Origin of the sequence: Collinsella intestinalis DSM 13280 (genome assembly GCF_000156175.1) — a bacterium.
In the GTDB taxonomy this organism is placed as follows: domain Bacteria; phylum Actinomycetota; class Coriobacteriia; order Coriobacteriales; family Coriobacteriaceae; genus Collinsella; species Collinsella intestinalis.
Window position 1 is genome coordinate 225,320 of sequence record NZ_GG692711.1, and the last position, 22,575, is coordinate 247,894.

Annotated in this window: 17 protein-coding genes and 1 tRNA gene; 4 read left to right on the forward strand and 14 right to left on the reverse strand. The window is 63.0% G+C overall.

Features of this window, described 5'->3' with window-relative positions; genetic code table 11:
* Window positions 1–600: 600 nt before the first annotated feature.
* The 8 genes from rplT to recJ form a co-directional block, all read right to left on the reverse strand.
* Window positions 601–960, reverse strand: a complete 360-nt coding sequence (rplT, locus tag COLINT_RS07535; RefSeq protein WP_006720998.1) for a 50S ribosomal protein L20 — start codon at window positions 958–960, stop codon at window positions 601–603.
* 42 nt (window positions 961–1,002) lie between these two features.
* Entirely contained in the window at window positions 1,003–1,200 is a 198-nt protein-coding gene (gene rpmI / locus COLINT_RS07540; RefSeq protein ID WP_006723875.1) for a 50S ribosomal protein L35, read from the reverse strand.
* A gap of 30 nt (window positions 1,201–1,230) precedes the next feature.
* Complete coding sequence (infC, locus tag COLINT_RS07545; RefSeq protein ID WP_006723876.1) at window positions 1,231–1,818, reverse strand: translation initiation factor IF-3; 588 nt, start codon at window positions 1,816–1,818, stop codon at window positions 1,231–1,233.
* A gap of 256 nt (window positions 1,819–2,074) precedes the next feature.
* A tRNA-Leu gene (locus COLINT_RS07550) sits at window positions 2,075–2,160 on the reverse strand.
* A 65-nt stretch (window positions 2,161–2,225) separates the two neighbouring features.
* On the reverse strand, window positions 2,226–3,092 hold the full coding sequence (fba, locus tag COLINT_RS07555) for a class II fructose-1,6-bisphosphate aldolase (RefSeq protein ID WP_039910719.1): 867 nt from the start codon (window positions 3,090–3,092) through the stop codon (window positions 2,226–2,228).
* 115 nt (window positions 3,093–3,207) lie between these two features.
* Window positions 3,208–3,888, reverse strand: coding sequence for an MBL fold metallo-hydrolase (locus COLINT_RS07560; protein ID WP_233418444.1), 681 nt, complete (start codon window positions 3,886–3,888; stop codon window positions 3,208–3,210).
* A gap of 286 nt (window positions 3,889–4,174) precedes the next feature.
* Window positions 4,175–6,526 (reverse strand): RelA/SpoT family protein, encoded by a 2,352-nt coding sequence (locus tag COLINT_RS07565; RefSeq protein ID WP_039910783.1) that lies wholly within the window; start codon window positions 6,524–6,526, stop codon window positions 4,175–4,177.
* A 34-nt stretch (window positions 6,527–6,560) separates the two neighbouring features.
* Window positions 6,561–9,905 (reverse strand): single-stranded-DNA-specific exonuclease RecJ, encoded by a 3,345-nt coding sequence (recJ, locus tag COLINT_RS07570; protein ID WP_039910720.1) that lies wholly within the window; start codon window positions 9,903–9,905, stop codon window positions 6,561–6,563.
* 188 nt (window positions 9,906–10,093) lie between these two features.
* On the opposite strand from recJ, the gene COLINT_RS07575 reads away from it, so the two are divergent.
* A complete protein-coding gene (locus COLINT_RS07575) occupies window positions 10,094–11,086 on the forward strand; it encodes a bile acid:sodium symporter family protein (RefSeq protein ID WP_039910721.1) in 993 nt (330 codons plus the stop codon).
* On the opposite strand, the gene COLINT_RS07580 is transcribed toward COLINT_RS07575, so the two are convergent.
* The 6 genes from COLINT_RS07580 to COLINT_RS07605 all read right to left on the reverse strand — a co-directional run bounded on the left by COLINT_RS07580 (window position 11,083) and on the right by COLINT_RS07605 (window position 16,840).
* Window positions 11,083–11,760 carry a copper homeostasis protein CutC gene (locus COLINT_RS07580; RefSeq protein ID WP_039910722.1) on the reverse strand — a complete coding sequence of 226 codons (678 nt, stop codon included), beginning with the start codon at window positions 11,758–11,760 and terminating at the stop codon, window positions 11,083–11,085. The genes COLINT_RS07575 and COLINT_RS07580 overlap by 4 nt on opposite strands.
* 234 nt (window positions 11,761–11,994) lie before the next feature.
* Window positions 11,995–12,708 (reverse strand): ABC transporter ATP-binding protein, encoded by a 714-nt coding sequence (locus COLINT_RS07585; protein ID WP_006723883.1) that lies wholly within the window; start codon window positions 12,706–12,708, stop codon window positions 11,995–11,997.
* Window positions 12,709–12,713: 5 nt separating this feature from the next.
* On the reverse strand, window positions 12,714–13,565 hold the full coding sequence (locus COLINT_RS07590) for an ABC transporter ATP-binding protein (protein ID WP_006723884.1): 852 nt from the start codon (window positions 13,563–13,565) through the stop codon (window positions 12,714–12,716).
* Window positions 13,558–14,640, reverse strand: a complete 1,083-nt coding sequence (locus tag COLINT_RS07595) for a branched-chain amino acid ABC transporter permease (RefSeq protein WP_006723885.1) — start codon at window positions 14,638–14,640, stop codon at window positions 13,558–13,560. The genes COLINT_RS07590 and COLINT_RS07595 overlap by 8 nt, the downstream gene beginning before the upstream one ends.
* Before the next feature lie 4 nt (window positions 14,641–14,644).
* Window positions 14,645–15,526, reverse strand: a complete 882-nt coding sequence (locus COLINT_RS07600) for a branched-chain amino acid ABC transporter permease (protein ID WP_006723886.1) — start codon at window positions 15,524–15,526, stop codon at window positions 14,645–14,647.
* A 126-nt stretch (window positions 15,527–15,652) separates the two neighbouring features.
* Entirely contained in the window at window positions 15,653–16,840 is a 1,188-nt protein-coding gene (locus COLINT_RS07605) for an ABC transporter substrate-binding protein (protein WP_039910724.1), read from the reverse strand.
* Window positions 16,841–17,268: 428 nt separating this feature from the next.
* Here COLINT_RS07605 and COLINT_RS07610 point away from each other — a divergent pair, with 428 nt between their 5' ends.
* From COLINT_RS07610 to COLINT_RS07620, 3 genes are all read left to right on the forward strand, one after another.
* A complete protein-coding gene (locus tag COLINT_RS07610) occupies window positions 17,269–18,582 on the forward strand; it encodes a homoserine dehydrogenase (RefSeq protein ID WP_006723888.1) in 1,314 nt (437 codons plus the stop codon).
* 258 nt (window positions 18,583–18,840) lie between these two features.
* Window positions 18,841–19,833, forward strand: a complete 993-nt coding sequence (locus COLINT_RS07615) for a calcium/sodium antiporter (RefSeq protein ID WP_039910726.1) — start codon at window positions 18,841–18,843, stop codon at window positions 19,831–19,833.
* 206 nt (window positions 19,834–20,039) lie between these two features.
* Window positions 20,040–22,556 carry a DEAD/DEAH box helicase gene (locus COLINT_RS07620; RefSeq protein ID WP_006723892.1) on the forward strand — a complete coding sequence of 839 codons (2,517 nt, stop codon included), beginning with the start codon at window positions 20,040–20,042 and terminating at the stop codon, window positions 22,554–22,556.
* Window positions 22,557–22,575 lie beyond the last annotated feature (19 nt).

Consider the following 22,575-nt stretch of genomic DNA (forward strand, 5'->3'; position numbering starts at 1 on the left):
GATTCCATTCGATGTATTAGCGTTCTGTAAACTGGTTAAGGAAAAGTTGAACGGGGCCTGACTAAGTCAGACCTTACACAACTGTTCTTGAAAAGTACATCACTGCTGACACCTTCTAAATGGTGTCTCCACTTGTTCCGTCTCTTCGCGGTATCCGGTTCTCAAGGTACCCGCCGCGGGTCTTCCGAGCTCGTTCGCTCTCGGCCACCCGCGCGGCGAAGAGATATATTGCCAGAGTCCAAGACGCTGTGCAGTGAGAATCAGCACTTCACACTTCCTCCATAAATGGCATATTCGACCCTTTATGCAAAGGAAGGCGCTTCAGGCGATCTCTCACCTCATATGGATGACGACCATTCGGTTCTCGTACATATGTGCGGCGGTCATCTGTATGGAACACGCACCCTGTTCCGGCCGGGCAACGCCGCGCCCCCGCCTCCCCGCGCCGATCCGCCTGAACGCTCGGCAACTTCGCACGAACCCAAGGGAAGAAGGGGCCCGAACTTGGCCTTTCCGGAGAGCTCCGAACCGGCCCGGGGATCGCGAGCGCATATAGGAAAACGGGACGCCCCCTGCAGGGGCGTCCCGTTTGAAGGCACATTAGGCCTCGAGGGCCTTCTTGGCGATGGCGGCGAGCTCGTTGAAGGACTCGATGTCCTCATAAGCCATCTGAGCGAGGACCTTGCGGTCGAGCTCGATGCCGGCGAGCTTCAGGCCGTGCATGAACTGGGAGTAGGAAATGTCGTTCATGCGAGCAGCAGCGTTGATACGAGTGATCCACAGGGAGCGAATCTCACGCTTCTTGTTACGGCGATCGCGGTACTGGTACTGGAGGGAGTGCTGCACCTGCTCCTTGGCGTACTTATAGGAACGAGATGCCTGACCGTAATAACCCTTTGCACGGTTAAGGACGGTACGACGCTTCTTCTTGGCGTTCACAGCGCGCTTCACACGAGCCATATCTAATCAACTCCTAAATGAGATTACAGCGGTAAATACGGATTAACGGCCGGCGAGGCGGGCGTTGATGACCTTGGCGTCAGCGGCGGCCAGCTCGGCCTCCTGGCGGAAGCCACGCTTGCGCTTGGTGGACTTCTTGGTCAGGATGTGGCTCTTGTAAGCCTTGGCACGCATGATCTTGCCAGTGCCGCTGCGGCGGAAACGCTTCTTGCTGCCGCTGTGGGTCTTCATCTTAGGCATGGAAAACTCCTTCTAATACCTGGTGGTTAACTACTTATCGCTCGGCTCGGCGTCGCCCTCGTTGTCGAAGGCTCCCTTGATTGGGGCGAGCAGCATGAGCATGTTACGGCCTTCCAGCTTGGGCTGGGACTCGACCGTAGCGAACGGTTTGAGGTCCTCTGCGAGGCGCTCGAGCACGTTCAGACCCTGCTCCGGGTGGGCCATCTCGCGGCCGCGGAACATGATGGTGATCTTGACGCGCGCGCCCTTCTTGAGGAAGCGCAGGACGTGACCCTTCTTGGTCTCGTAATCGCCCACATCGATCTTCGGTCGGAACTTCATTTCCTTGACCTCGACCTTGGACTGGTTCTTACGAGCCTGCTTGGCCTTCATGGCCTGCTGGTACTTGAACTTGCCGTAGTCCATGACCTTGCACACGGGAGGCTCGGCGTTGGGCGCGATCTCCACCAAGTCAAGGTTCTGGTCGTCGGCGATGCGCTGCGCATCACGAGTGTCGAACAGACCCAGCTGCGATCCATCGACGCCGATGAGACGGACACGCGGGGCGCGGATCTCATCGTTGATGCGGGTGTCATCAGACTTAGCTATCTCAATACCTCCTTCTTGCAACTCGAACAAAAAACCCGGCCACCTTAACGGTATCCGGGTCTACAGATCTTGGGAGATGTACGCACCGAGGTGCGGACATACATCTTGATTTGTACGACCAGACAGCTACCGATATGGCGCCGAAAGGTGGGAACCCGCAGGTCCCTCTTTCCTGCTGGAAAACCAGCGACTTGTGAATCATACCACGGAACGCATTCGCTCCATGGTTTCATCACGAGAATACCGCCTCCCTCGATCTTGCATCAAAGGGATGCGAACGCGCATATGGTGCCCGAGGTGAGAGTCGAACTCACACGCCCTCGCGGGCGGAGGATTTTGAGTCCCCTGCGTCTGCCATTCCGCCACTCGGGCATAAATAAATGCGCTGGGCTATGGTACCACAGCCCAGCGCGCGCATCAAAGCTGAAATGAATCAGTTACGCCTTGTTGACGGAGCCGAACTCCTCCATGAGCTCCTTGGTGCGAGCCACGATGGCCTCGCGACCGGGCTTGAGCACCTTGCGGGGGTCGAAGCCCTTGCCCTCGAGGTCCTTGCCAGCCTCGATGTACTCACGGGTAGCAGCAGCGAAGACGAGCTGCAGGTCGGTGTTCACGTTGATCTTGGAAACGCCGAGGGAGATGGCCTTCTGGATCTGGTCCACCGGGATGCCAGTGCCGCCGTGGAGAACCAGCGGCAGGTCGCCCACGGCCTCCTTGATGGCAGCAAGAGCGTCGAAGGACAGACCGGCCCAATCCTCGGGGTACACGCCGTGGATGTTGCCGATGCCGCAGGCGAGGAAGTCGACACCGAGAGCGGCGATCTGCTTGCACTGATCGGGGTCGGCGATCTCGCCCTGACCAACGATACCGTCCTCGACGCCACCGATGCCGCCGACCTCGGCCTCGACGGAGATGCCCTTCTCGTGGGCGATTTTCACGATCTCAGCGGTGCGGTCGAGGTTGATCTGGAAGGTCTCCTCGTGGGAGCCGTCGTACATGACGGAGGTGAAGCCGGCCTCGATGCACTCAAGGCAGTTCTCGTAGGTGCCGTGATCGAGGTGTAGGGCGACCGGGACGGTCACGCCGGTGGCCTCGACGGCGGCCTTCACCATGTCGGCGCAGACCTTGAAGCCGCCCATCCACTTGGCGGCGCCGGCGGAGCACTGGATAATCAGCGGGGACTTGGCCTCCTCGGCGGCCTGGAGGATGGCGAGCGTCCACTCCAGGTTGTTGGTGTTAAACGCGCCGAGGGCGTAGTGACCGGCCTCGGCATCCTTCAGCATCTGAGCTGCATTGACGAGCATATTGGACCTCCCATTGTCCATACTCTGAACGGTAAACGTTTGCATTTTACCACGCGAACGGAGGCGCGGCGTGTTCAAACGAGGTGTAAACCCACCTAAACCGCGGAGATGAGTGCTATCGGTAATGACGCAGACCGCGACGCATGAAGAGATTGCTCTCGAGCTCGCGCTCGATGGTGGTCGTGTCATTGTGGCCGATCAGGCACAGGGTATCCGCGGGCAGGAGCGCTCCGATCTTGCCGAGTGAATCGATAATCTGCTTCTCCGAACCGCCCTCCAGGTCGGTGCGGCCGTGCGCACCGGGGAACAGCGTATCCCCCACAAAGGCAACATTGCCGGTGGCGGCGGCGCAGAAAAGCACAATGCCGCCCGGCGTGTGCCCCGGCGTTGCCACGACCTGCAACTCCACATCGCCAAAGGCAACGACATCTCCCTCGTTAAGCAGGCGATCGGGCGCGGGCGGCAGCTCGTGGTCGAAGCCCCACATCTCGCGCATGTCCTCGATGGCACGCCCCATGATCTCCGAATCGGCTTCGGAGATGAGGAGCGGGACGTCGCTGCCGAGTGCGCGACGCATGCCGGCGACGCCACCGATATGGTCGGCGTGCCCGTGTGTACAGATAATGGCAGCGACCCGCTTGCCGGGACAGCGATCGGCCAGCACCTCAGCGAGCCTCTCCCCCTCCCAGGCGGGGTCGATGACGACGACCTCATCGTCGCTCACGGCAAAATACGTATTGGTTTGGATGGGACCGTTCGTCACGCAATGGATGGCGAGGCTCCCCTTCCTGTTCATATCAAGCGTCATGTCCATACCACGCTCTCGTTCACGTCTAATACTCAACAGGGCTCAATTTTACCCATGGCAACTCCGATATTACCTATGGTCACTCGGAGATCGCTTATGGTTTTCCACCATTTGAACCGCTCAAACGGCGAAAACCCATAGGCAATTCATCGCTTCGCATGGCGTTCGGCTGAGGCCGGCGTGACTCAATTTATACCTGACTCAATTTGTACCTGGCCCCATTTGAGACGTGGAGACGGCGCTTCTTTGAGGCACCTGACCCCATTTGAGTCGGTTAGCGGCGGCGCTTCATCGTCTTGCTGCCCTCGCCCGGCATGAGGCGGCGAGCATCGTAGACGCTCTCGACGGAACCAATTGCGCCGAGGAGCGGGTCGAGACGGCTCGCGTCGGAGATCTCGATGAGGAAGCGCAGGGTCGCGATGCCCTCGCGATTGGTGGACGTGGCGGCGGAAAGAATGTTGCCGCCGGCGTCGCCGATCGCGATGGTGACGTCCTTGAGCAGGCCCATGCGGTCGATGCACTCGACAACGATCTCGACCTGGAAGAGGGCGTCGGCGCCGTTATCCCAGCTCACACCGATCATCCGCTCGGGATGTTCCATGAGCCCCTTGACGTTGGGGCAGGTGGCGCGATGAACGGAGACGCCGCGGCCGCGGGTGATGAACCCCACGATGTCATCGCCCGTCACGGGGTTGCAGCAATGCGCGAGGCGCACGAGCATGCTATCGCCCTCCGCCCCCTCGACGAGCACGCCGCTGTTGCCCTTGGAACGCTTGCCCTTGCCGCTACCGCCCGTGCGCGGCGGCTGATGCACCACGCTCGCGATGGCCTCCGCCTTGGCATCGGCGGCGCTCTGGGGCCTGGGGTCGAGAATCGCCTGGACCTTGTTTCCCACAGCTCGCGGCTGGACCTTGCCGGCGCCCACCGCTGCAAACAGATCCTCGAGGGACTTGTAATTCATATCGGTGGCGACCGCGTTCAGCGCGCGGGTGGAGCGGGGAGTGGAGATGCCGTAGCCGCGCTTGCGCAAATCGCGGGAGAGCATCTCTCGACCAGCCGCGGCATCCTCGTCCTTGGTGGCCGCCGCGAAATACCGACGGATCTTGGACTTGGCGCTCGGCGTCTTGACGATGTTCAGCCAGTCGCGCGAGGGCTTGGCATTCTTGTTGGTGAGGATTTCAACACGGTCGCCCATCGACAGCTCGTGGGTGAGCGGGGCCACGGCGCCGTTGATGATCGCGCCCACGCAATGGTTGCCAACCTCGGTATGGACCGCATAGGCGAAATCGAGCGGAGTGGACCCCACGCGGAGGTTGAGTACCTCGCCCTTGGGGGTGAAGACGTAGATCTCCTGGTCGTACAGCTCGACCTTGAGAGAATGCAGAAACTCCTTCGGATCCTCGATCTCGTCGCTCGCGGCCCAATCGAGACTGCGCTTGAAGGCGTTGATCTGGTCATCCAAGCTCTGGGCGCCGGCGTCCTTGCGAGCGCTCGAACCGCCCGAACGCTTGTAGAGCCAATGCGCGGCGATACCATATTCGGCCTGCTCGTGCATCTCGTACGTGCGAATCTGAATCTCGAGCGGACGGGCCGTGGGACCGATGACCGTGGTATGCAGGCTCTGGTAGTTGTTGGCCTTGGGCATGTTGATGTAATCCTTGAAGCGCCCGGGCACGGGCGTCCACAGGGAGTGCGCGGCGCCGAGCGTGGAATAGCAATCGACGACGCTCTTGGTGATCACGCGCAAAGCGACCAGGTCGTAGATCTCGGAGAACTCCTTGCCTTTGCGCTTCATCTTCTGATAGATCGACCAATAGTGCTTGGAGCGGCCCGTGATCTGATAGCCCTCGATACCGGCGCGCTTCAGCTCGTCGTCGAGCGCCTTGATGGTCTCGGCCAAGAAGCGCTCGCGGGCCTCGCGGCTCTCGCTCACCATACGGGCGATGCGCTGGTACGACTCGGGCTCGAGGTAGAAGAAAGACAGATCCTCGAGCTCCCACTTGATAGAGCTCATGCCCAAGCGGTCGGCGAGCGGCGCGTAAACGTCCATGGTCTCGCGCGCCTTGAACAAGCGGCGATCGGCGGGCAGCGCCGCCAGGGTACGCATGTTGTGCAGTCGGTCGGCGAGCTTGACGATGACCACGCGGATGTCACGGCTCATTGCGAGGAACATCTTGCGCAGGTTGAGCGCCTGCTTGCCGTCCATGGTATCGACATCGATGTTGGTGAGCTTGGTCACGCCGTCCACAAGATCGGCGACAGTCGCGCCGAAGAACGCCGTGACGTCCGCAAGCGAGGTGGTGGTGTCCTCGACCGTGTCGTGCAGCAGCGCCGCGCAAACTACGTCGCAGTCCATCTTGAGCTCGGACAAGATGATGGCCACCTCAACCGGATGGTTGATGTAGGCCTCGCCGCTACGGCGCTTCTGCGCGCAATGCTTCTCGGCGGCGAAACAGTACGCCTGCTCGACAAGGGCGCAATCCTGCTCCCCCATGTACTTGCGCACCAATGAGGCCAGTCGATCGTAGTTGTCCGCCTGGAACTCGGTGGGCAGGTCGTCTGCATGCGCGTAGTGCACCATCTCGGCGCTCGGGCGCAGAGATTCGGCACCCGCCTTGTACTCCATAGCCTTGTCCGGATGGGTCCCTGTGGCCGTCTGCTTATCCATTGACGGCACCCCCCTCGTGTACCTGCGGTGTTATGGGACGGTTGATGCGTGTCAGCATATCATGCGCGGACGCGGAAAGCGCCCAATCGCGGAAGGCGGAGAACTCTCGGCGGGCGTGAAGGCCCTCGAGATACAAAATCGAGCGATTCAGGTCGACATGACCGGGGTTCTCGACCATCTCGATGGCCCGGGCATCGTCATCTCCAGTCACACGAGCGAAACCGAGCTCCTCGAAAATGGCCAGGCCGCTGGGCACCGCACGTTCGTCGACGGGCGTGCGGGCATCGACTGCCAAGCACATCTGCGCGATGTCGAGATCGCTCGCGGGCAGCGGGCCCGTGGGCGCACCACCGCGATGGCGGCGCCACATGGTCTGCAGCGCGCGATACAGCGTCACCAACTCACGACGATCGGGGGCCGCAGCGTCCAAAAGCCGCTCGTTGATGCGCGCGTCGCGGCCGGAATAGAGCAGGTGGATGCTGGCGGGCGCCCCATCGCGCCCCGCGCGGCCGCTCATCTGATTGAACTCGATATCGCCAAAGGGCATATGGTAGAGGACCACATGACGGATGTCGGGGATGTTCACTCCCTCGCCAAAGGCGGAGGTGGATACGATGCATGCGAGCTCACCGTCGCGGAAAGCGGCCTCGACGGAGGCGCGCTCGGGCCGTGTGAGCCCCGCATGGTAAAACGCGATGCGGGCGCCCAGCTCGGGCACTCGCCGCCGCAACGTACGGCACAGCGCCTGGGCCTGATCGCGCGAGTTCACGTACACCACGCTCTTCTGCCCCGTGGCAACGATCGACACCAGCCTGTTCTCGCGGCTGGAAAGATCGCGACCATCGTCGAGCTCCAGATTCTCGCGCACGGCGGCGTCCACGACCTGGGCGTCGACGGGCAAAAGACGGCGGATCTCTGCCGCGACCTCGGCCGAAGCGGTCGCAGTCACCGCAAGCACAGTTGGATCGAGCAGGTCGTGCAGGATCTGGGGCATGTCGAGGTAGGCCGTACGGTCGCCGCCCTTGGCGCCCGCCACATGATGGGCCTCGTCCACAACCACGAACCCGATGCGACGCGACGCGGCGAAGCGTGCGCGATGGATGGAAAGGAACTCGGGCGTGGTGAGGACGATGTCGAGCTTCCCGGCCCCCAATAGGGAGAACGCACGGTCGCGCGCAGCCGAGGGTGTGTCACCCGTGAGGACGCCCACGCGGACTCCGAGAGAGGCGAGCGTCTCCTGCAGGTGATAGGCCTGATCGGTCACAAGTGCGCGAAGCGGATAGATGAATATGCTCGCGGAGCCGTTGAGTATCGCCTCTCGAACCGCGTGGACGTGGAAGATGAGGGACTTACCACGGCCCGTGCCCATCACGGCGAGCACACCGCGACGACTTTTGAGGGCGTCGAGCGCCTCCATCTGCGCGCGATGAGGCTCGGCCGGGCCGATGAACGTATGAATGAGGTTGCGCGTGAGTTGCTCGTAGGGAAGACGCGCCAACGCGGCGCGTCGATCGGCGTCGACCGAAGTCGCGCACGGGCGGGCGCACGTGGGCTTCGACGCGTGGTCCCCCTCCCCCGCCCGCTCTCCGACTCGGACAAGGGCCTCGCCCGCCGAGACGGGCTCCTCACACGAGCGGCACAGGATGTCCTTGACCATGAGCTTGGGCTTCACGCGCCCTTGCCAGCACTCGGCGACCGCCTCGAACACAAGGTCAACCACCGTATCGCAATTCACCAACTGCTCGACCTCGGGCGCCCGGAACATGATCGCCGGCACGCTCGCAGCTCCATCCGTGGCGATGAAGCGCATATGGTCGCCGGTCTTGCCCACGACAGCGCGGTCGCACATCGTCACACCGCGGGCGGCCAGCAGGGGAACGCGATTTCCCTGACCGAATGGCTCGAGCATCCCGATCTGGCGGATGGTCTCGATGTCGAGCTCGTCGAGTCCCACCGTGGCGGCAATCTCGCCCCGGTCCTCGAAATCCTCAGCCGGAAGATCGGCCAGCACCGCGTTCAGGCGGTCGCGCAGGGCGTCGAGGTTCTCGACCGCGCAGGTGACGCCAACGGCGCCGGCATGGCCCCCGAAGCGAATGAGCAGGTCGGAGCACTTCTCCACCGCCTCGAACAGGTTGACGCTACCCACCGAGCGGCCCGATCCGCGGGCAACGCCGTCCTCGATGGAAAACAGCAGCGCCGGCACGTGATAACGGTTGACCAGACGGCTCGCAACGATGCCCTTTACACCTTCGTGCCAGCCCTCCCCGCCCACAACGATGGCGCGACCGCCGTCGTACGAGCGCTCGGCGAGCTCCTCGGCCTGGCCGGTGAGCTCGGCCTCGATTGCACGGCGCTGCTGATTTATCTCCTCGAGCGCAGCGGCGAGGCGGCCGGCCTCCACGGCGTCGCGGGCGAGCAGCAAGTCGAGGGCGAGCGTCGGGTCCGCCATGCGGCCGGCTGCATTCAAGCGCGGGATGAGGGAGAAGGACAGCGCATCGGCCGTGATGGTGGACAGGTCGGTCCTGGTGACCGCCGCCAGGGCGATGTAACCGGGACGGGCGGTCGCGCGCATATGCGCGATACCGTCGGCCACGAGGGCGCGATTCTCGGGCGTGAGGCACATCATGTCGCTTACCGTGCCGAGGGCGGCGACCTCCGTATAGGAACGCCAGAGCTGCGGCTGCCCCAGTCGCTCGCCCAGGATCTGGACGAGTTTGAGGGCCACTCCGGCGCCCGCGAGCTCACGGCTGGGGCTCTCGTCGACCATCTTGGGGTCGGTCACCGGAATGCCCACGGGAACAAGATCGGACGGCTCGTGGTGGTCAGTCACCACGATGTCGATCCCGCGGCCGGCAAGCGCCACCACCTCATCACGTGCGGCGATTCCATTGTCCACCGTGATGACGAGGGAGGGCTCACACGCCTCGACCACGCGGTCGAGCGCCTGGGCCGTGAGGCCGTACCCTTCCTCGAAGCGGTGGGGAATGAAGGGGTGCACACATGCGCCGAGCTGGCGCAGGGCCTCGGTCAGCAGGCAAGTCGAGGTGATGCCGTCCACGTCGAAATCGCCGAACACCGCAATGACCTCGCCGTCGCGCACGGCGCGCTCCACACGGGCGGCCACCTCTGCCATACCGGGGATGATGTGCGGATCGGCCCAATCGCGTTCGAGGGAGGGGGTGAGGAAGAGCCTGCCCTCCTCGACGCCGCCGATCCCATGCGCGACCATGATGCGCGCGACCAAAGGCGCGACGCCGAGAGCGGAGGCGAGCCGCTCCTCGAGTTCGGGGTTGTTAGGGGCAATGCACCAGCGGTGCGTGGTGGAAAGCGAAGCCATGCGATCAAATCCTTTGTCGCCCGCTACGGCGGGCATGCACGTTGAACGAATCAAAGTATACACGTGCGTTCCGACAAGAATCTCACCCGCTCGGCGAACGCGCCGCAGCGGCCGGCGCGGAACCCGTAACGAAACGGCAATGCGCGCGGGGTATGCTGGGTGCCCAAAGACCAAATGAGGAGGCCGGCATGGACGCATGGAAGCGGCTTGGAGGATTCATCGGGGCGAACATGCCCGTCATCGTCGTGGGATGCGTCGCCACGGGCGTGCTGCTCCCACACGAGCTCGCCTGGCTCAAACCGCTCGTCCCGGCCCTCTTCGCCTTCATGACGTTTCAAGGATCCCTCGGCAACACCTTGGGTCAACTCGGCGAGGTACTCCGCCATCCGGCGCCACTGCTCGCCATCCTCGGCGTGTCCCTCGTCGCCATGCCCGCCCTCGCGTTCCTCCTGTCGAGCGCGATCTTCGCCGGCAACACCAACATCGTCACCGGAATTTTGATCGAGTACAGCGTTCCCATAGGAATCGTCAGCTTCATGTGGGTGGGTATGTTCTCGGGCAACACCGCCCTCGCCCTGACGGCGATCCTCGTCTCCACCCTGGTGTCGCCAATCACCATCCCGCTCACGCTTAAGCTGCTCATGGGAGCAAGCATCGATGTCGATGCGCCGGCCATGATGTTCGACATGACGCTCATGATCGCGGCGCCGGCGCTCGTCGGCATGATCGTGAACGACCTCACGAGAGGCTGGGGACGCGACGTGCTCTCGCCCGCCGCCGCCCCGCTCTCCAAAATATTCCTCGTGCTCATCATCACGTCGAACTCGACGGCCATGAGCGAGTACGTTTTGCACATGACCTGGACGCGACTGGGCGTCGCGCTGTTCATCCTGTTGTTCGCGCTGAGCGGTTTTGCCTGGGGCGCGCTCGTGGCCCGGGTCCTGCGCGTGAACGCGCCCACGGCCGTGACAATGAGCTTCGATTGCGGCCTGCGCAACATCTCGTCGGGCGCCGTGATCGCCACGCGTTATTTCCCGGGGGAGGTCGTGTTCCCCGTCATGTGCGGGACTTTGTTCCAGCAGCTGCTGGCGTCGTTGGTGGGACGCGCCATGACTCGCGCGGTCGGGCGGAGGGACGCACCGCAGGGACAAAAGGGCCGATGCGACGAGGGACGCGGCTAGAGGACGACGATCTTGGTGCCGTGCAGCTCATCGACGCCCAGGGCACACGCGACCTGCTCCGCGTTCTTTGCGGTGATACCGCCGCCGGGCAGGATCGTGAGTCGATCGCCCGCATGGGTGATCAGGGCGCGAAGGTGCTCGTAGTTGTCCTCGATGGACGTGTTGGCCGGACCGCCATGCGTGAGAATGTGGTCGACCCCGAGCTCCGCCAGCGCATCGATCGCGGTGAGCTGCTCGGCCTCATCGAGCGCATCGAACGCCATATGGAACGTGATGCCGAGCTCGCGGCCGCGCATCTCGCCCACGCCCTGAGCGACCTTGACGAGGCGGCCGGTGGCATCGAGGTCGAGTTCGAAGCCCTTGCCCTTGGAGCGGCGCTTGAGGCAACCGAGGACGACGCCGTCGACGCCGTTGGCACCCGCGTAGCGGATGTCGGTCTCCATCGCCCTCATCTCCGCCTTGGAATAATCGAAGTTGCCGCGACGGGGACGGATGATCACACGGAGCTCGGCCCCCTCGTGCTCACGCACGATGCGCACAGCCTGCTCGATCACGCCGGCGGACGGTGTGGTACCGCCCTGGGCGAGGTTGTCGCACAGCTCGATGCGATCGGCACCGGCGCGCAGGGCCGCCTCGATATTGGTGAAGTTCTCGGCGCAATATTCGAACAGCATAAGGTCTCCCCAAAGTAGAAACGTTTGCCCCCAGGATAGCGCACGCCCCCGCGTCGCGATCGGGAACAGGCGCAAATTGCGACATTGGACGTACTCCGATTCGCGCTGATTCCCAAATAACGCGCGCTCCCGTGCGGCGACGACGCATGAAAATGCGCGCCTCCCGCCGGATGGCATTGCGGGAGGCGCGCTGAGGCAAGGACGCTCGTCTCGGATACGGATCCGAGGCAAACGTCAGCCACCGAGATAAGCGCGACGGACGTCGTCGTTGTGCAAGAGCTCCTCGCCCGTGCCGGAGAGCGTGACCTTGCCCGTCTCCATCACATAGGCGCGGGTGGCGATCGAAAGCGCCATCTGGGCATTCTGCTCGACGAGCAGAATCGTCGTACCCGCCTCGTGCAGCTCCTTCACGATCTGGAAGATCTGCTCGATGAGAATGGGCGCCAGGCCCATGGAGGGTTCGTCGAGCATGAGCAGATGAGGGCTGCTCATAAGGGCGCGACCCATGGCGAGCATCTGCTGCTCGCCGCCGGACAGCGTACCGGCCACCTGCCTACGACGCTCCTTCAGGCGCGGGAAATGCGCGTAAACGCGCTCCAGGCCGGGGGCGATCTCGGCGTTGGGACGCGTATAGGCACCCATTTCGAGATTCTCCTCGACGGTCATCTGGGCGAAGACGCGGCGCCCCTCCGGGACGTGCGCCAAGCCGCGAGACACGAGCTTGTCGGCGAGGGTGCGCATGATATCCTCGCCCATGAATTCAATAGAACCGGTGTTGGAGCGCAAAAGGCCGGAGACGGTCTTCAGCGTAGTGGACTTGCCGGCGCCGTTCGCGCCGATGAGCGCCACGATCTCACCGTCGAACACCCGGAAAGAAACGTCCTTGATGGCATGGATCGCGCCGTAATATACGTTGATGTCCTCGACGTTCAGAATGCAATCGGCCATGGCCCTTACGCCTCCTTCCGCTTGCCGAGATACGCCTCGATGACGGTCTCGTTGTTCTGGATCTCCTCGGCGGTGCCCTTAGCGATCACCTTGCCGAAATTGAGCACGCAGATGCCCTCGCAGATATTCATGACGAGGTTCATGTCGTGCTCGATGAGCATGATCGCGATGTTGAAGGTGTCGCGGATCTTGACGATGTTCTCCATGAGCTCGACTGTCTCGGACGGGTTCATGCCGGCGGCGGGCTCATCGAGCAACAACAGACTCGGGTTGGTCGCAAGTGCGCGAACGATCTCCAAGCGGCGCTGAGCACCGTAGGGCAGGCTACCGGCTTGATGGTCGGCGAGGTCCTGCATGTCGAAGATCGACAGCAGTTCCAGCGCACGCTCGTGCGCCTCGCGCTCGCGCCTCCAATACGCAGGCGCGCGCAGGATGCCCGAGAGCGTGGAGTACGCCTCGGTGTTGTGCAAACCGACCTTTACATTCTCCTCCACCGTCATGGTGTCGAACAGGCGGATATTCTGAAACGTACGGGCGATGCCCATGCGGTTGACCTGGTGGACCGTCTTGCCGCTCGTGTCGTTACCGTTGAGCAGAATCGTCCCGCGCGTGGGCGCATACACTTTGGTGAGCAGGTTGAACACCGTGGTCTTGCCTGCGCCGTTGGGTCCGATAAGGCCAGCGATCTCGGTCTTGCCGATGGTGAGGTTGAAGTCGTCGACCGCCTTCAGACCGCCGAAGTCGATACCGAGATGCAGGGCCTCCAGGACGGGGGCGGAGTCGACGTCGCGCTCGGGCACGATGGAATGGCTCGGCACCGGCACCATCTTGCCACGTTCAAACTCGAACTTAGGCATCGGCGCTCACCTCCTCTTTCACGCCCTTCCGTTTAGGCATGAAGCGCCCCACGAACCCCTTGATGGTGTCGTTGTTGGAGACGATCATGACCAGGATCAGGACGATGGCGTACACGAGCATGCGGTAATCGGAGAACTGGCGCAGGGCCTCGGGCAGAATGGTGAGGACCGTCGCCGCCAGGATGGAGCCGCGCATGTTGCCCAGACCGCCGAGCACCACGAACACCAGGATGAGGATGGACATGTTGAAGTCGAACTTGGTGGCGGACAACTGGGAGAAGCTGTTGCCGAACAGGGCGCCGGCGGCGCCGGCCAGCGCGGCGGACACCACGAAGGCAATCATACGGTACTTGGTGGTGGAGATGCCGACCGACTCCGCGGCGATGCGGTTGTCGCGCACGGCCAGGATCGCACGACCGGTGCGGCTGCGCACGAGGTTCAGTACGACCACCAGTGCGACCATGATGAGCACGAACCCGGCGAAAAACGTCGAGATCATCTCGGTGCCCGAGGCGCCCTGCGCGCCCTTGATGATCGCCGTGCCCGTCTCGGTGAGGCCAAGATCATCGACGGTGAGCTTGCCGGTGAGGTTGAACAGGACATGCAGACCGTGCTCGTCCACACCCACGATCAGACAGGTCACGACCTCTTTGATGATCTCGCCAAACGCAAGCGTCACGATGGCGAGGTAGTCACCCGACAGGCGCAGGACCGGAATGCCAATGAGGAAACCCGCGAGCGCGGCGCTGGCAGCGCCCACCACGAGCGCGATCACGAGGCGAACCGTGTCGCTGGGAATGGCCTCGGACAGGCTCATGGCGGCGACGATGCCGCTGTAGGCGCCCACGCTCATGAAGCCCGCATGGCCGAGCGAGAGGTCGCCCGCCACGCCGACCACGAGGTTGAGCGAGATGGCCATGACGATGTAGGAGCAGATGGGCACCAGCTGACCCACGATCATGCGCGGAATCATGCCGTTTGACTTCATAACCGTGATGAGCGCGAAGGCAAGGACAACCATGGCGTAGGTTGCCAGGTCGCGGCGCGTCTTCTTGTCTTTGAGAAACTTCGGCATGGCGCTACACCTTCTCGGGGACGTACTTGCCGAACAGGCCGGCAGGCTTGACGAGCAGCACCACGATGAGCACACCGAACACAATCGAGTTGGCGAGGCTGGTGGAGATGTAGGCCTGGGCCATGGCCTCGATGATGCCGAGCAATATGCCGCCCACGAACGCGCCGGGAATCGACCCGATGCCGCCGAAGACGGCCGCGGTGAAGGCCTTGATGCCGGGCATGGAACCCGTGGTGGGCTGCAGAACTGGCGAGTAGGAGCACAGCAGCACGCCAGCTATGGCGGCGAGCGCGGACCCGATGGCGAACGTCATCGAAATAGTACGGTTCACGTTGATGCCCATGAGCTGGGCGGCAGCCTTATCCTCGGAGCAGGCACGCATGGCCTTGCCCATCTTGGTCTTTCCGGTGAACCACATGAGACCGGCCATGATGACCAGGCACGCGACCACGGTCACGAGCGAGACGGCCGAGACGTTGTAGGCCTTCAGGAACTCAGGGACGGGGAAGCTCACGATGGACGTGAAGTTCTTGGGAGTCGCACCCCAGACGAGCTGGGCGGCGTTCTGCAGGAAATATGAGACGCCGATGGCCGTGATGAGGACCGCCAAGGGGCCGGCTTGACGCAACGGCTTGTAGGCGAGCCCCTCGATGAGGATGCCGAGCGCCGTGCAAACGGCGACGGCGGCCAGCACCGAGACGATGGCGGGCATGCCCAGGTACGAAGTGACACAGAACGAGACGTACGCGCCGATCATGATGACGTCGCCGTGCGCGAAGTTCAGCATCTTGGCGATGCCGTACACCATGGTGTAGCCGAGCGCGATGATCGCGTACACGCTTCCCATGGACAGACCGTTCACCAGGTACTGCAAAAAGACCGTCATGGTACCTCTCCCCCTTTCGCAGACAGGCGCCGCATGGGCGCGACAGACAAAGGGGACGAACCTCGATCAAGGGCCGTCCCCACGTGGTACTCTTGCGCGCCGAACACGGCGCCGGACGGACGGCGATTACGCCGCTACGTACTTCCCGTCCTGAATGACATAGACCATCGGGTCCTTCTCGACCTCGCCCTTGTCGTTCCAGGTGAGGGTGCCGGTGAGGCCCTCGACCGTGATCTTGGTCATAGCCTCGGGGAGTTTGGCTGCGACGTCGGCGGTACTGGCATCGGCGCCCAGGCCGGCCTCCTCGAGCGCGAGGGAGACGGCGTGCACCGCGTCATAGGCGTCGGCGGCGAACTGATCGGGCACCTCGCCGTAAGCGTCCTTGTAGGCGTTCACAAAATCGGCGTTCTTCTCCTCGTCGGCGGAGAACGGGGTCATGAGGTAGAGGCCCTCGGCGAGCGCGGTGTCGAAGCCCTCGACGCCCAGGATGCCGTCCATACCGTCGCAGCCCATCATCTTGACGTCGTAGCCCATCTCTTTGGCGTTGGCGAGCAGCACCGACGCGGGGGTGTAGTAGATGGGGGCGAAGATCATCGTGGCGCCCTTGTCCTTGGCCTTGGTGAGCTGGTTGGTGAAGCTCGTGGCGGAATCGTCTTTGAAGGACTCCTCGTCCACGATCTCGAGCTTGAGCTTCTCGGCCTCGGCGACAAAGGAGTCGCGGATACCGGAGGAATAGGTGTCGCCGGAGTTGTAAAAGACGACGAACTTCTCATCGGGGAACATTTCGAGGAGCTTCTTGGCGGCGTTGACGCCCTGGTTGGGGTCGTTGAAGCACGCCTGGAAGACGCAGGTCTTATTGGCGGTAACGTCCGGCGCGGACGCGGACGGGGTAATCATGAAGACCTGGGGCTCGGAGTTGGCGACCTCGGCAACGGCGATGGAGGCACCGGTGGTGGTGGGGCCGACGAGCGCCTGCATGCCCCAGTCGGCGAGCGCGTTGAAGGCGTTGACAGACTTCTCACCGTCGGCGACGTCGTCCTCGGACTTGAAGGCGAACTTCAGCGCGTCGGTGGAGAAATCCTTGCAACCGAGCTCGGCTCCGTTGCACACGGAGTTGCCGTAGGAGGCATTCGGTCCGGTCAGCGGACCGATGGAGCCGATCTTGAACGCGGCGGCGCCGGCGGCGGAACCGCCCTCGGAGCCGTTATCGGAGCAGCCGCTAATGAGGGAGCACGCCCCCAGACCTGCTACGCCTGCGATAACGCTCCTGCGATTCATAACAGGATTGAATGACTTACCAGTGAGGCTCGACATGCGGCTCTCCTTTCAAATGCGGCCGGCCCTGAGACGCGGCGATGTACTTCCCCTCCTTGACGAGCGCCAATGAGGTTGTTTCAGCTTACACGCTTTATCAAGCAAAAGTACCCGACGAAACGTCCGAAATATCGGCGAAACAATTCACCCCATTTGCGCGGCCGCTCGCACCGTTCGCATGTCAGGAGCTTGTCCGCAGTGACTTTGTGCTACCCCCCGCCGTTCGCCCCCCGACCTCGATGGCGAGCGCGCCGCCAATGACGGGAGAGCGAGCGGCAGAGCGGACCGCCATCTATGAGAACCTATGTAAACGCCTGCGAACCTTCTCGTCCCGAACGGGCGCATGCCGTCCGGGGCGGGTAGAATGCAAGCCAGCAAGCATCGCCGGACCCCCGCCCCAAGCGGCACGGGGAGCAAAAGGAGCCCTCATGCAGTCGAGCAACCGCACCGTACATATCGGCCTCATCGGCCTGGGCACCGTGGGCGGCGGCGTCTTCCGCCTCATCCAATCGCACGCGGAACGCTACCGCAAGACCCGGGGCATCGACCTGCGCATCTCGCACGCATGCGGCCTCGACGAGGGGCGCGCCCGCGAACTCGGTGTCACTCCCGAGCAGTTCACCACCGACTGGCTCGATATCGTGAACGACCCGTCCGTCGACATAGTGGTCGAGGTCATCGGCGGCGAGCACCCCGCGACGGAGATCTTCATGGAGTCCTTCGCGCACGGCAAACACGTGGTCTCCGCCAACAAGGCGCTGCTCGGCCGCCATATGGAGAAGCTCGCGGGAACGGCCCACACGGAGGGCGTCCAGCTGCGCTGCGAGGCGTCCTGCGGCGGCGGCATCCCCATCGTCGACACCCTCGAGCACGATCTCTCCGGAAACACCGTTCTCGCCATCGCTGGCATCGTGAACGGCACCACCAACTACATCCTCTCCCGCATGGCGGAAGAGGGCCTCGACTACGAGGAGGTCCTCGCCGACGCCCAGCGCCTGGGCTATGCCGAGGCCGACCCCAGCGCCGACGTCGACGGCTTCGACGCCGCGAGCAAGATCGCCATCCTCTCCTCCATCGGCTTCGCCACGCGCATCACCACCGACGACGTGTTCATGCAGGGAATTCGTACGATCTCCGTCGAGGACATCGAGGCCGCCCGCGACCTTGGGTACGCCATCAAGATGCTCGCCATAGGGCTCCGCACCGATGAGGGCGCCGACATCCGCGTGCATCCGGCGATGATCCCGGCCACCCATCCGCTCGCAGGCGTGTCCGGCGCCATGAACGCCGTGTACGTGGTCGGCGATGCCGTGGGCGAGACCATGTTCTACGGCGCCGGCGCGGGTGCCTTCCCCACCGCGAGCGCCGTGGTGGGCGACGTCCTGGCGCTCGCCGAGAGCATCTCCGCGGGCGTGAAACCGCTTCCCGAGCCCGAACCGTACTCGCGCCAGATGCCGGTCCGCAGCATCGAGGACCTCATGACCCGCTACTACGTGCGCCTGCTCCCCGGCGACGGCGTCGCGGCGACCGCGACCGAGGTGCTCGCCGCGCACGGCATCATCGTGGACGAGGTCATCACACGCGGCGACGGTTCGGTCGTCCTCGTCACCGACACCTGCCGTGAGGGCGATATGGTCGCCGCGCTCGACGCTCTCGCGGCATCCGATACAGCCGCCCAGGTCGCCAACGTCATCCGCATCGAGAACATCGCCGCCTGGAGCGAGGGCGTCGAGGCCAACTAGCATCTCGCCGGCATCATGCGAACTCGATCGGGCGCAGCGCCATCCATCCGGGAGACGCTGCGCCCGATTTTTCTTGCCAATGCGGATATTCCCACGGTACATTTATTCGTTGTGCCTGTTAATCCACGGTGCCGACCACCCTCCATGCACACCCCGACGGGACAGCCGGCGGGGCGTGCGATCCACCGCCGAGCCCCGCTCCCGCAAACCGATCGGCGACGGGTCGTCGAGACGGCGCCCAATCACAGAAAGACCGACATGCTTTTGCAACTCTTCCTCATCATCGTAGGATTCGCTCTCCTCGTCTGGGGCGCCGACCTGCTCGTCAACGGCTCCAGTCAAATCGCCGCGCGCGTGGGCCTGCCCGACCGCGTTATCGGCCTCACGGTCGTCGCCGTGGGCACCGCCATGCCCGAGCTCGTCGTGAGCGTAGTCTCGGCGATCGACGGGCATGCCGATATGGCGTTCGGCAACGTCGCCGGCAGCTGCCTGGCGAACCTCCTGCTCATCCTAGGTATGAGCGCCGTCATCACGCGACTGCCCCTCGCACGTCACACCCAGCGCTTCGAAATCCCCGTGAGCGTCGCCTCCGTGCTGCTGCTCATGCTGCTCGCCAACACGGGCGGAGAGCTCACCGCCCTCGAGGGCATCATCCTGCTGGTCGTTTTTGCCGCCTTCATGTCTTACACCGTGTTCTTGGGTCTGCGCGAGGGCGATAGCGGCCACGACGACCTCGACCCCGAGACGCAGCTCGAGCCCCACGAGCTCGAAGATGACGATGCCGACGCCGATGAGCCCCGAGGCATGCTCGTGTCCATCGCGCTCGTGCTGTTCGGCATTGCGCTGCTCAAGTTCGGCGCCGACTACGTGGTCAACAACTCCGTGACCATCGCCACTGCCTTGGGCATCAGCGAGCGCGTCATCGGCATCACCGTCATCGCTCTGGGCACGTGCCTGCCCGAGCTCGTCACCTCCGTCGTCGCTGCGTTCAAGGGCAACACCGATATCGCCGTCGGCAACGTCGTGGGCTCCAACATCACCAACGTCCTGCTGGTCATGGGTGTGCCGGCGCTGTTCTCCCCCGTTGCCTACGCCACTGGGTACAACCTCGATTTCGCCCTGCTCGCCATCTTCTCCATCATGCTCGTGGGCTTTGCCTTTGTGGGCACCAAGCACACCATGACCCGCCGCGAGGGTGTCATCTTCGTGTTCCTCTACGTCATCTACATCGTGGCCTCCACCGTGCTGTAGGACGCCGACTCGCACCGATTGAGTGCGCGACCGTCCCGCATGCATCGCCCGGCAGATCGGGCACTTCTCACAGACCAGACCCGTGAACCCCAAGTTCGCGGGTCTTTTTATGGCACTCGATGCACCCCTCGCTTTCCATATTTTAGAACATATGTTCTATTTTGTGCTATACTCTTTTCACGAGATTTGGAAGGAAGGGGGCCGACGTGAACGCATTCAACCGCTATGCGCCTTTTATCCAAGACTTCATCTATGCCCATAACTGGGAGAACTTGCGCTCCATCCAGGTTGCCGCGGCGGACGCGATCTTCAATACCGAAGACAACGTCCTGCTCACCGCATCGACGGCGTCGGGCAAAACCGAGGCGGCCTTCTTCCCCATCCTCACCGAGTTTTGGGAAAACCCACCGGCAACCGTCGGTGCCCTATATATCGGCCCGCTCAAGGCCCTCATCAACGATCAGTTCCAGCGGCTCGACGCCCTTTGCAAGGAAGCGGGCATCCCGGTCTGGCGATGGCACGGGGATGTCTCCTCTTCCCACAAGGCGAAGCTTCTCAAAAAGCCGAGTGGCATCCTGCAAATCACACCGGAATCTCTAGAGGCGCTACTGCTCCACCGTCACGCGGCGGTCGGGCGTCTGTTTGGCGACCTGCGCTACGTCGTTATCGACGAAGTTCACTCCCTGCTGCGGGGAGATCGCGGTGGACAGGCCCTCTGCCTCATAGAGCGCCTATCTCGCATGGCGGGAGTCAATCCTCGGCGTATCGGGCTATCGGCAACCATCGGCGACCCCGAGCGCACGGGAGCCTTCCTCTCATCTGGCACGGGAAGGGGCTGTGTCATCCCGCGCTTCGAGGAACCACGCCGCACATGGCGTCTATCCATGGAGCACTTCTATATGGCCGGGCCACAGGCGCTGGAGCGAGCCGTCGAGGCCCTTGGAGCGCTCGAAGCCGATGTGGTGCATGGCGGTAACCCGCATGAGCCCTACGCGGATGACGAGGTGTGCATCGATGCGCTTCCCAGCGGAGAAATCATGGCCCGAACCGACATCGCGCCACAGGAAGCCGATCCGGGCCTCGGCTACATCTTCGAGCACACGCGCGGGCGCAAATGCCTCGTCTTCGTCAATTCCCGCGAGGAAGCCGAGGCCGTCTGCTCGTGCCTGCGCTCGTATTGCGAAGCCCAACACGAGCCCGGCCGCTTCCTCATCCACCACGGCAACCTCTCTGCTTCATATAGGGAGAGCGCCGAAGAGCTCATGCGCGATGACGAGCAACGCCAAACAACCGTCACCACCGCGACCCTGGAACTCGGCATCGATATCGGTCGGCTCGAGCGGGCCTTCCAGATCGACGCGCCATTCACCGTGTCGAGCTTCTTACAGCGGATGGGACGCACAGGCCGGCGCGACCTGCCGCCTGAGATGCACTTCGTCATGCGAGAAGAGCAACCCGAACCGCGAGCGATGCTGCCCGAGACCATTCCCTGGAAGCTGATCCAGGGAATCGCCTTGGTCCAGCTTTACCGCGAAGAGCATTGGGTCGAACCTCCGGCGCTCGACCGCTTGCCCTACAGCCTGCTGTATCACCAGGTCATGAGCACACTCGCGAGCTGCGGCGAACTCACGCCAGCAGAACTCGCGAACCGCGTGCTCACCCTCTCGTACTTCCATCGCATCAGCGCCGACGACCTGCGCTGCCTGCTGCACCACCTCATCGAAACAGAGCACATCGAGGTCACCGAGGGAGGGGGCATCATCGTCGGGCTATCCGGGGAACGAATCACAAACTCCTTCAAGTTCTACGCGGTGTTCCAAGAAAACGAGGAATTCAGCGTACGATGCGAATCCGCGGAACTCGGAACGATTGTGAACCCGCCGCCTGCGGGGGAACGCATCGCCATTGCAGGCCACTGCTGGCTCGTCGAAGAGGTTGATTGGAAGCGGCATCTCGTTTACTGCACCCAGGTGAAGGGTCGCGTTCCCGCCTATTTCGGAGACTGCGCGGGCGACATCGACACCCATGTGCTCGAGCGCATGCGGCGCGTACTCGAGGAGAACGACGTCTATCCATATCTGATGGGCAACGCCCGCGCACGCCTCGCGCAGGCGCGCCATGTCGCAGCCAACGCGGGGATAGCTGGCAGGAACCACGGTTCAATCGCCGTATGTGCCAAAAACCACATCGATGATGCCGAGGATATCTGGGAGGCCGATGAGCAAGGCGCGATTCATTGCGTCGGCTCCGCGGTCGCACCAGCTGACGCGCGGACCCCTGACGAGGCGCGTATAGCAAACGAGACCGAGACCGTCCCGTCAATGGGAGCAGGATCCCTCATCAACCTGGGCGGAGACACATGGGCGCTCTTCCCATGGCTGGGTAGCTACGCATTTCTCGCACTCGAACGGCTGCTCAAAATCAAATGCGCAGCCGAACTGGGAATCAAGGGGCTCGATCCGTCCCGCCCCTATTTCATGCAGTTTCGCATGAAAGCGGATGCGCGCACGTTCTTCGAGGTGGTGGCAGCCGAAGCCGAGATGGACTTCGACCCAATCGAGCTCCTATATCCCGGCGAGGTCCCCTATTTCGACAAATACGACGAGTTTTTGCCCGCCGAGTTGGTCCGCAAGGGCTTTGCCGAAGGCGTGCTCGACATAGATGGCATGCGTCGAAGGGTCGTCGGCTGGCGCGATGCGATGATGCGAGGAAGGGAGTTGTAGCACCGAGAGAGCGCGAAGC